The sequence below is a fragment of the Marivirga sp. genome, from assembly GCF_024636815.1.
GTDB lineage: Bacteria > Bacteroidota > Bacteroidia > Cytophagales > Cyclobacteriaceae > Marivirga.
In genome coordinates this window covers 1-10,826 of record NZ_JAGXGF010000031.1, presented here as the reverse complement: position 1 = coordinate 10,826, position 10,826 = coordinate 1, and the positions used below count along the sequence as shown (strand labels likewise).

Sequence of the window (10,826 nt, the reverse complement as noted above, 5' to 3'; positions counted from 1 at the left end):
TTTGGTTGGCAGTTTGGATGCCGTTGCTGTTGCTGTTTCGCACCTTTTAAATCATCAAAATCAACTCATCATTTTACACGATAAGGAAGAAGCTGCCTATTTTCAAAATGATTTGCAAAACTTACTTGACTTCAAAGAACCTTTACTTTTTCCTACATCTTATAAAAGAGCATATCAATTTGACGAAACTGAAAATGCCAATGTTTTGATGCGGGCGGAAATCCTAAACCGCATTAACAATAAGACCTCGACCGGTGAAATTATCGTCACTTATCCAGAAGCGCTATCGGAAAAAGTTATCAATAAAAAGTCGTTAAAGTCTAATACGTTCACTGCCAAAGTGGGTGAAAGTTTCGATGTGGAATTCATTGCTGAATTATTACAGACCTACGATTTTGAGCCTACCGATTTTGTCTATGAACCCGGTCAATATGCCATCCGAGGTGGAATAATTGATATATTTTCCTATGCCAGCGATGAGCCCTACCGAATTGAATTATTCGGAAATGAAATTGATAGCATCAGAACCTTTGATGTGGCTTCTCAGCTTTCCACAGAAACAGTAAAGCAAATCAACATCATTCCTAATGTTCAGACCAAGTTATTGGAAGAACGTAGAGAATCTTTATTGGAGTACATCCCGAACAATACCAAAATTTGGTTTAAGGATTATAATCAAACACTGGATATTCTTCAGCAGTACTTCGATAAGGCCTCACATTCTTTTCAGGAAATTTTAGATAGCACGCATCAGACCAAGGTCGTTTTAGAACCAGAAATGTTGTTCGAAACTCCAGAAAGTTTCAAAAAAGGATTAGAAAAATATCTGAAAGTAGAATTTGGAAATCGTTTCTATTTGAAAGCTGATAAGGAATTTGAATACCAGGCTAAGCCTCAGCCTTCTTTCAACAAAAATTTCGACTTAATAGCCGAAAATTTATCCAGCAATCAGGAAGCGGGTTTGGTCAATATCATTTCTTCTGAATCCTTAACGCAAACTGCGCGCTTAAAAAATATCTTTGAGGAAATTGACCCTTTCATCAAATTCCAATCTTTACCTCATACTTTAAGGGCTGGGTTTATAGATGAACAGCTGAAACTAGCCTGCTATACCGACCACCAAATATTCGAGCGTTTCCATCGGTACAAAACCAAAGACAAGCAAAGCAAATCAAAAGCCATCACCATTAGGGAACTCAAAAATCTTCAACCTGGAGATTTTGTAACGCACATCGATTATGGAGTGGGCCGTTTTGCGGGCATGGATAAGGTGGACAATAACGGTAAAAAGCAAGAGGTCATCCGCTTGATCTATCGGGATAATGATCTGCTTTATGTCAGCATTCATGCCCTACACAAAATATCAAAATACAGCGGCAAGGAAGGAAATACTCCCACCATTAGTAAACTGGGCTCCCCTGAATGGGAAAACAAAAAGAAGAAAGCCAAGAAGCAGGTAAAAGACATTGCGAAAGATTTAATTGAGCTTTACGCCAAAAGAAAATCCGCCCCAGGTTTTGCCTGCGAGCAAGATAGTTTCCTTCAAGCAGAATTAGAATCCTCCTTTATTTATGAGGATACACCAGACCAGGCAAAATCTACTGCGGACGTAAAATCAGACATGGAACAGGCACATCCTATGGACAGATTAGTGTGCGGGGATGTAGGATTTGGTAAAACGGAAGTCGCCATCCGAGCGGCTTTCAAAGCAGTGGATAACAATAAACAAGTAGCCATTTTAGTGCCTACCACTATTCTGGCCATGCAACATTTCAGGACATTCTCTGAAAGATTGGAAAAAATGCCTGTTACTGTGGAATACATTAACAGATTCAAATCCACCAAACAGATAAAAGATATTTTAAAGCGCACGGAAGAAGGCAAAGTCGATATTCCCATCGGAACGCACCGAATTGTAAATAAGGATGTTAAATTCAAGGATTTAGGTTTATTGGTGATTGATGAAGAGCAGAAATTTGGGGTTTCGGTAAAAGATAAATTGAAGCAATTCCGTGTGAATGTGGATGTTTTGACTCTAACTGCCACGCCTATTCCACGAACTTTGCATTTTAGTTTAATGGGCGCAAGGGATTTGAGTGTGATTCAAACACCTCCTCCCAATCGACAGCCCGTTACCACTCAATTAAACACCTTTAATGAAGAGGTTTTGCGTGATGCTATTGCTTTCGAATTGCAAAGAGGTGGTCAAGTGTTCTTCGTACACAACCGAATTGGAGATATCGAACAAGTCGGTAATATCATTCTCAAATTAGTGCCGGATGCCCGAATTGGCGTTGCCCATGGTCAAATGGATGGAGCAAAACTTGAAAAAGTTATGATGCGGTTTATTGAAGGAGAATATGATGTTTTGGTTTCCACTAACATCATTGAATCTGGATTGGATATCCCGAATGCCAATACCATTATCATCAATCATGCGCATATGTTTGGCATGTCAGATTTGCACCAGATGAGAGGAAGGGTTGGACGTTCCAATAAAAAAGCATTTTGCTATTTATTGACTCCGCCAACGATTGGTTTAAGTTCCGATTCCAGAAAGAGATTAACCACCTTGGAAGAGTTTTCAGATTTGGGCGATGGCTTCAAAGTGGCCATGCGAGATTTGGATATCAGAGGCGCAGGAAATATGCTGGGTGCCGAGCAAAGCGGATTTATTACTGATTTAGGCTTTGATATGTATCATAAGATTCTGGATGATGCTGTAGCCGAATTGAAAGAAAGCCATTTTGCCGATTTATTTAAAGATGAATTAGCCAAGAAGGCAAAAATCATTGCCCAGGATTGCACCATAGAAACTGATTTAGAAATTCTGATTCCTGAAGATTATGTTGGGAATATCACGGAAAGGTTGAGTCTTTATTCACAATTGGACAATATCAAAAACGAAGAAGAGCTTGGTGTTTTTGAAAAATCAATGCAAGACCGTTTTGGACCAATTCCTGAGCCTGTGTACGATTTAATAGAAACCGTGCGCATCCGATGGAAAGCAGAAAGCCTTGGTTTTGAGAAATTGTTGATTAAAAATGGTAGTTTAAAGGCTTACTTTGTGCCTGCTGACAATGAAAAATATTTCAAATCAGATATTTTCGGTAGGATTTTAACTTTTGTACAAATGCATTCTAAAAAGTGCAAAATGAAAGATTACAAAGGAAGACCAATATTGAAAATTGAGGATATAGAGAACATAGAACAAGCTAAAGCCATTATATTTGATATGGCTGGAGAAGAAGTGGGTGCGGTTTAGGGATTATTTGAGAGTTTGTATCTTTATAACTTAGTTGGGTGGCATATCAGTTTTAAGGAAAATTACGTTGTAACACTAAAGATTCGTTGTTTCCAGTAAAAGAATTAGATTTGTACTTAATAATTAATCTAAAATGACATTACCAAAGACTATAAGCCCGTGTCCAATTCTAGACGCAATTTTTGAAATTAGATTTACATCTAAAATTCATCCGAGTGCTGTTTTTGGTATGATATATAATGTTCTTAGAACAGATTTTCCGAAAACCGAAAACTTACCGATTTTACAATTACCAGAGGCTGTAAGAACTAATGACCCAAATTTTAAATTTAAACCGCACTATAAAATTTCAAATGAACGATTTGTTATTCAAATTGGGCCTGATGTACTAACGATAAGTTCTTTTCCTGAATACTCTGGCTGGGAAGAGTTTTCAAAACAGATTTTTGACATATTAAATAGAGTTAATAACGTTGGTGTAATTGAATCCGTAACAAGAATTGGTATTCGTTACATAAACTTTTTCGCCCATGACATTTTCAACGATATTGAATTAAAAGTGAGTATCGGAAATGACGATATAGCATATAAAAACACTATTATAAGAACAGAAATAGAACACGAGTCTTATAAAAGTTCATTACAAGTTGCAAATAATGCAAATCATGATAATAGATTAGGTTCTATTATTGACATTGATACATTTACAACATCAAATTTATTAGAATTCTTTAAAAATAAGGATAAGATAATTTCAGAAGGTCATTTAAAAGAAAAAGAATTGTTTTTTAGTTTGTTAAAAGACGAATTTTTAAATTCACTAAATCCAATATATTGATATGATTACTAATTCAAATTCATCATTATCAAACCTTTTTATTTTAGCTACTTTGAGTTCAAGTGTAGTTACTTTGAATTTAGAAACGGATAACTATCTAACTCCTCAACAAGAAACTAAATATGGAAATCAAATCATTGTCGATGATTGGAAAGATAATGCATTTAACAAATCATCTGATTATCAATTATATGATGAAAATTCAGAAAAAATTGACACTATGATTTCTTTTACTAAAAATCTACTAAATAACTCTAAAGATATTGAAAATGAATTTGTTGATATTGTGAATGATAACTTTTGGGATTTAATATGAATTTGGAAGATTTCAAATTGTATTTACCAAAATTTCTATCTGCAGAATCGGATAAAGAACTTTTTGATGCTTTAAAAAAATTTCCAAACAATCTTGATAAAAGAATATACACTAATTACCTATCAGATACTGAAATTATCTATCAAGGTGATGGTTTAAATGAATTGTTGGTTGTAAACTTACCAAATCCAGATATTAAACCAGTTCCAAGTATGATTTTATCCAATACCTGCGATATTGATTTAGACAATAAAAGAAATTTTCCTTCTCAAGTAGTTTATACACCAATTTTCAATTTAAATAAATACCAAGAAACATTACTGAATAAATCTAGCAAATCTAAACAGCAAATAAAATCACATATTCAATCTGTTAAAAATCAAGAAATTACTCAAATATTTTTCTTGCCAAAGGTTGAGAGTAAAATAGATGAATCAATAATTTTCTTTGATAGGGTATGTAATTTTCCTAACAAATTAATTCCTAGAGCCAATCTAAAAGAGAAAAGATTGTTTACATTAAGTGATTATGGGGCTTACCTATTTCTCCTAAAACTATCAATCCATTTCACACGAATTCAAGACAAGGTTGAGAGAAGAAGTGTGAATATATGAACGGCCACTCAATACTAGCTAAAAACAATGGGGGTTAGTTGCTAATTGAAATATTCTCGCTTTTCGCTACCTTTATCAAAGGTGGAAAGTGGGAAGCTTTTAAAACACCACAATTTTTAGCGTTAGGTTAATATCACACCATTACAAAAATGAAAAAATTATCTTCACTTTTCTTTATCCTTTTGATTATAGCTTGTGATAGTTCCAAATCATATAATTCAGAAGAAGAAAAAGCAATTGAAGGTGTAATCAATAGCTTCATCACTCACTACATAGAAAAGAAAAATCGTATTCCTAGACATAGTAAAATTGATAGTGCTTTAATGCAAAGAGGTTTTAAACCTGAAGAGATAAAAGTTTATATATCTGATGCATTACTACCAATTTCACAGATTTTTGAAGATAATAAATGGATGAATAGTAAGGTTTATCAAAATGAAGGGCTAAATGCTCAATTTTCTGATTTATATAATTCGAAGACATTTTACCAATTAGAATATAGAGAATTTACAAAGGGAAAGATAAATTTAAACACTCCATTGAAACAATGTTATAATTGTACTGATAAGATAACTGCTGACGAACAATATTCAATGATAAGCTTCTCTAGGATTTGTTTTAATGAAGAAAAAAACATGGGATTAGTTGTCATTCATTATGGTGTTGGATTTGAAGCCTCATCAATGAGCGGTCATCACGGTCCATTTCTCATAAAAAAACAAAACGATAGTTGGAGTATTATCCCAAAATAAATTAAGAACTGTATTGCCTTTGAATGAAAGATGTTTTAGAGTTTGGAAAGTAGCCAGCACTTGGAAAGCCAGCTACAATGCTTAAATTTATTAATCATTATAGCTTGGGAGAAAACTTAAAAATCTAGTTTCTCTAATCTTACTTAAAATTAGGAATTAACAATGGGACATATAAAAGAACCAAAAAACGTAGATTTCATAATAAAAAGCCCTCCACTTTCTGATAAAGAAAGAATAGAGATAAGTAATTGTATAAAGAAATTTAAAACAAAGAAAAAACCTACAAAATGAACAAAAAAGTAATCTTAATGATATTGGATGGCTGGGGTTTAGCCACCAACAAAGAAGTATCCGCTATTGACAAGGCAAACACCCCTTTTGTGGACGGCCTTTACAGCCAATACAAAAACAGCAAACTAGAGGCCTCTGGTCTGGCGGTGGGCTTACCCGAAGGACAGATGGGGAATTCTGAAGTAGGTCACATGAATATTGGTGCAGGCAGAATTGTATACCAGGATTTAGTGAAAATCAATAAGGCCATTGAAGAAAAATCCATCAAAGAAAATCAGGTTTGGACGGATGCCATGGAATATGCCAAAAAGCAGAATAAGAAAGTCCATTTCATAGGTTTGGTTTCTGATGGCGGTGTGCATTCCCACATCGGACATTTGAAAGGCTTGATGAGCCTGGCTCATGATGAAGGCGTTCAAAATTTATTCGTTCATGCCTTTACGGATGGTCGTGATACTGACCCGAATGGTGGAAAAGACTATATTGCAGATGTTGAAAAACATGCTGAAAAAACAGGCGCTAAAATTGCTTCTGTAACTGGTCGATATTATGCCATGGACAGAGACAACCGATGGGAAAGAGTCAAATTGGCTTATGATGCAATGGTACACGGTGAGGGTAAAAACACTGATTCCATATCAGATGCTATTCAAACTTCCTATGATGAAGGTGTTACCGATGAATTTATCAAACCTATTATTCATACTGAAAATGGAAATCCTGTTGCCAAAATCGAAGAAGGTGATGTAGTGATTTCTTTCAACTTCAGAACCGACAGAGGGAGGGAAATCACACAAGCGTTAACCCAAAAAGCTTTTCACGAGCAAAATATGCATCCTTTAGATTTGCATTATATCACCATGACCAAGTATGATGATACTTTCAAAGGAGTAAAGGTGCTTTTCGAAAAGGATAATTTGGTCAATACCTTAGGCGAGGTTTTAGAAAAACATCATAAAAAGCAAATTAGAATTGCAGAGACCGAGAAATACCCTCACGTTACTTTCTTTTTCTCAGGTGGTAGAGAAACTGAATTCGAAGGTGAAAAACGCTTGATGTGCCCTTCTCCGAAAGTGGCTACCTACGATTTGCAACCGGAAATGAGTGCTGGTGATATCCGCGATAAAATCATTCCCGAGTTGAAAAAAGGAGATACCGATTTTGTATGTTTGAATTTTGCCAATCCTGATATGGTAGGTCACACGGGAGTCTTCGAGGCAGCCGTAAAAGCTTGCGAAACGGTTGATAGTTGCACCAAAGCCGTAGTGGATGTAGCCAAAGAAAATGGATATGCCACCATCATTATAGCCGACCACGGAAATTCGGATTATATGGTAAATGAGGATGGTAGCCCAAACACGGCTCACACCACTAACTTAGTACCTTGTATTTTGGTTGATGATGAATTTAAGGGCAGTATTAAGGACGGTAAATTAGGAGATTTAGCCCCTACCATTTTGAAAATTATGGATGTAGAAATCCCTAAAGAAATGACGGGGAATATACTGATTAGTTAATAAATTTAAGAGGGGTTTGATAAAACAAATCCCTTTCAATTTACATTTATAAAATATGAGAAACCTCAACAGTATTATTTTTGCGATTATAGTAATTTCCTTTTTTGCTTGCGAAACAGCAGTAAGGGAAAAACCCATCAATGAGTATTATGATGTGGAGTCGCTAATTGACAAGCAATCCCAATTATTAGCTGAACTTCAGCCGAAAATTGAAAAGTCCATTGAAGTAGATGGCAAAAAGGAAAAAGACACTATGGAATTTGATTCCCTGGGCTGGAAAAATGAATTGGAGGTTTTCAAATTGGCAGATATCAATAAGCCCACTTTATTTGATGCCTATGAAGCTACGGAAGAAAAAACAAGCGAAGGAAAGATATGGCGATATACTACTGAAAAGCCTTCTTTAGGCGTAGAGTATCTGCATGTCTATTTTGATAATGACAGTAGTGTCACCAAACTGGAGGCACGCTATCATGAAAATAATGCGCTATATATTTCCGAAAGAAATTTTGAAATCAAATTCAAAAAATCTGATGATTTGACTGTCCTGGATTCCTACAAAATCTATGGGAGACAAAAAATAGCCATGAAAGATGAGGTTACTTTTTCTATTGAGAGTGAGGTTGTGGAATGATTTAAATTTCTAAATTAGAAAAGTGAAACAAAGATTATATTTAGATACATCAGTTTTTGGAGGATATTTTGACGAAGAGTTTCTAGAGCATACTATTCCGTTAATTGATAGAATAAGAAATGATGATTTTATCTTATTGTTTTCTGAAATCACGCAAGATGAGTTAGAATTTGCACCAAATCATGTTAAAGAATTAATAATTGCTTTGGAAGAAAAAGCCTCTGAATTTCTAGAAACTACTGATGAAGCTATTGATTTAGCAAATGCCTATATTAAAGAAAAAGTAGTAGGTAGAACAAGTTATGCAGATTGCTTACATATTGCTGTTGCCACTATTAATAGAGCAGATTATTTAGTAAGCTGGAACTTTAAGCATATTGTCAACATTGATAGAATAACTGGTTATAATTCTATCAATATTAAAATGGGATATAAGCAATTAGAAATTCGTTCACCTAGAGAATTTGAAAATTATGAAAACGACTGATAAAACTTTTGACTCGGTTAAATTTATGCGAGAGCAACGAGATAAATTGAGCGAGAAATTATCTAAAATGACTAAAGAAGAAATTTTGGAATATTTTAGAAAGCGAAGGGCTGAATCTAAGGTAAAGCCAATGGGATAGAATCAGCAATTCCTAGTCAGGAAATACTGCCTTTCTAATTAAATGCGTCCGAGGTGCCAGTAGTTTCCACCAGCCGGAGGCAGGAAGCTCTACCATATCATATCAATACAACTATCGCTTGCCTCTGGTTAGATATATATACTTGTTCCATAGGAGCTGATGAGCCTTAGATATCAATTTATATCACAATTATTTCAAAGTCTCTTATTATAAAGCTAAAGAATTTCCGTGCGTCTTTCCCCTTTTTGGGGGAAAATAAAAGGGGGCTTTAAAACCCCACAGCCACCCGTTCCTTCACCACCCTTCTATTCCCTTCAGCTGTGAAAAGCTCAAAGTAAATAATATAATAGCCAGTTCTTACTTTTCTGCCATTGGAATCTACTCCATCCCAGCGGAAAAAGCCGGTGCTGCTAAGAGTTTCATTATTAGCTAAAGTGTTGACCATAGTGCCTTTCATATCGAATATTTTTACCGTGGCTTTTGTGCCTGCATCATCTAATCTATAATTGATTAATGTGAAATTCCTGCCAGACTGATTATGCGCAAAAGTTTTCGGATTCGCTTCTATATTGCCAAAGCTAATGTTTTCATTGGTCAGTTGGGAATTTACCTTGCCCGGAGTGGCATAGCCCACCGCTGAAGCAGCAGAGCTCCATGAATCTGCTTGATTGATAGGCGCTTCAGGATGAATTCTTTCTAAAGAAACGCCATCAACTGTGCGTAGAAATGATAAATGCATGTCATCTGAATATTCGAAAATTTCTTTTAAGGATTTATTGGAGGATACAACTCTTACTATTCCTTCTCCATTCGTCAAAGTTGGTAAATTAACTTCTATAATATTTTCTGCTACATGAGAAGTAGGATAGTCTTTAATCGTACTCGCTTTATCAGGAGTTAGAGCTAAATATTGCCCTGGTGCTATGATTACATTTTCATTTTCCAATATCACATTTTCCTGATTATTGCCTTTTATAGTCCATCCACTTAAGTTAATGTATTTATCAGATATATTGAGGAATTCAATAAAATCTGCCCCTCCTGATTTTTGGTCATAGAGCACTTCATTTAATACTACATCTCCTTGTTGGGGGAGTTCTGCTAAAGCAAAAGTTAATTGACTGGCGTCTGTACTGATGATATTTCCCACACAATCTGTTAAATTATTCGCAGATAATCTGTATTGAACTTTAGCCTTTAATTCATCAGCTAAAGTTAATTTTACGGAATTCAAATCCTTTATTTCAACACTTTCAATTCTAATATCTGGGCTAATGCTGAATTGATTTCTTCGGATTTGGGGGATGTTAATAGCCTCATTAAAGTAAGCTAAAACTTCAGTTGCTTTTGGGGCAAAAGCTTTTTCCAATTCAGGTCCGCTTTGATCTATGTTTGCTTCTTTTACAGAATTTTCCGTGCCAGGAGTACCTTGCGCATCAGCAATTGATGCTCTCCAATTGGAAATGCCAAGGCAAGGATTTTGGACATCAATAATCTCCAATGACCATCCGCCTTCCTCATATTTGAAATTTTCTTTGTACCAATTATCTCTGTAAAATGCTTGATTGACAATAGTTTCATCGGTGATTAATTGCAAATCATCGCCTCGGTTATTTAAGTTTGGCCACGGACTTAAACCAATTGTCCTTGCATAAGGACTTAAATCTTCTTCAGCCGAACTGGGCGTTAAAAGTAAATACTCACCTGCTTCAATGTAATTCAAGCCTAATTCTACAGTGTCTCGTTCATCCATAAATTTCACATCCGTCAGTGAAAACAGTTTATCTGTAGAATTATAAATTTCCACGTACTGACGATTCGGCAATTGCTGGTCCTCATTTGGATTTGCCATAATTTCAGTGATGATAAGTTCATTAAAGCTAGGCTTGGCAGGATTCGTCAAAATAACTTCTTCTTGAAAATCAAGTATTAGGTTTCCTGATTGGTCTGAAATGCTGTCCAATGTTATAGTG

The 10,826-nt window shown here is 35.3% G+C and carries 10 protein-coding genes; 9 read left to right on the top strand and 1 reads right to left on the bottom strand.

The features are described from left to right. The 9 genes from mfd to Q0L29_RS02715 form a co-directional block, all read left to right on the top strand. Window positions 1–3,265, top strand: a 3,265-nt coding sequence (mfd, locus tag Q0L29_RS02755; protein WP_296618870.1) for a transcription-repair coupling factor, incomplete at its 5' end; no start/stop codon positions are given. 133 nt (window positions 3,266–3,398) lie between these two features. Next, entirely contained in the window at window positions 3,399–4,103 is a 705-nt protein-coding gene (locus tag Q0L29_RS02750) for a TIGR04255 family protein (protein WP_296618868.1), read from the top strand. 52 nt (window positions 4,104–4,155) lie between these two features. Further along, the gene (locus Q0L29_RS02745; protein ID WP_296618866.1) at window positions 4,156–4,419 is read left to right on the top strand and encodes a hypothetical protein; all 264 of its coding nucleotides are present in this window, start codon (window positions 4,156–4,158) and stop codon (window positions 4,417–4,419) included. Next, window positions 4,416–5,033, top strand: coding sequence for a hypothetical protein (locus Q0L29_RS02740; RefSeq protein ID WP_296618865.1), 618 nt, complete (start codon window positions 4,416–4,418; stop codon window positions 5,031–5,033). The genes Q0L29_RS02745 and Q0L29_RS02740 overlap by 4 nt, the downstream gene beginning before the upstream one ends. A 149-nt stretch (window positions 5,034–5,182) precedes the next feature. Beyond that, window positions 5,183–5,785 carry a hypothetical protein gene (locus Q0L29_RS02735; protein ID WP_296618864.1) on the top strand — a complete coding sequence of 201 codons (603 nt, stop codon included), beginning with the start codon at window positions 5,183–5,185 and terminating at the stop codon, window positions 5,783–5,785. Window positions 5,786–6,072: 287 nt separating this feature from the next. Beyond that, window positions 6,073–7,593 carry a 2,3-bisphosphoglycerate-independent phosphoglycerate mutase gene (gpmI, locus tag Q0L29_RS02730; protein ID WP_296618862.1) on the top strand — a complete coding sequence of 507 codons (1,521 nt, stop codon included), beginning with the start codon at window positions 6,073–6,075 and terminating at the stop codon, window positions 7,591–7,593. Between the two features lie 55 nt (window positions 7,594–7,648). Further along, a complete protein-coding gene (locus Q0L29_RS02725; protein WP_296618860.1) occupies window positions 7,649–8,227 on the top strand; it encodes a hypothetical protein in 579 nt (192 codons plus the stop codon). Window positions 8,228–8,249: 22 nt separating this feature from the next. Beyond that, the gene (locus tag Q0L29_RS02720) at window positions 8,250–8,714 is read left to right on the top strand and encodes a PIN domain-containing protein (protein WP_296618858.1); all 465 of its coding nucleotides are present in this window, start codon (window positions 8,250–8,252) and stop codon (window positions 8,712–8,714) included. After that, entirely contained in the window at window positions 8,701–8,853 is a 153-nt protein-coding gene (locus Q0L29_RS02715; protein ID WP_296618856.1) for a hypothetical protein, read from the top strand. Before Q0L29_RS02720 ends, Q0L29_RS02715 begins: the two co-directional genes overlap by 14 nt. A 268-nt stretch (window positions 8,854–9,121) precedes the next feature. Here the strand turns inward: Q0L29_RS02715 and Q0L29_RS02710 are convergent. Next, window positions 9,122–10,826, bottom strand: a 1,705-nt coding sequence (locus Q0L29_RS02710; protein WP_296618855.1) for a lamin tail domain-containing protein, incomplete at its 5' end; no start/stop codon positions are given.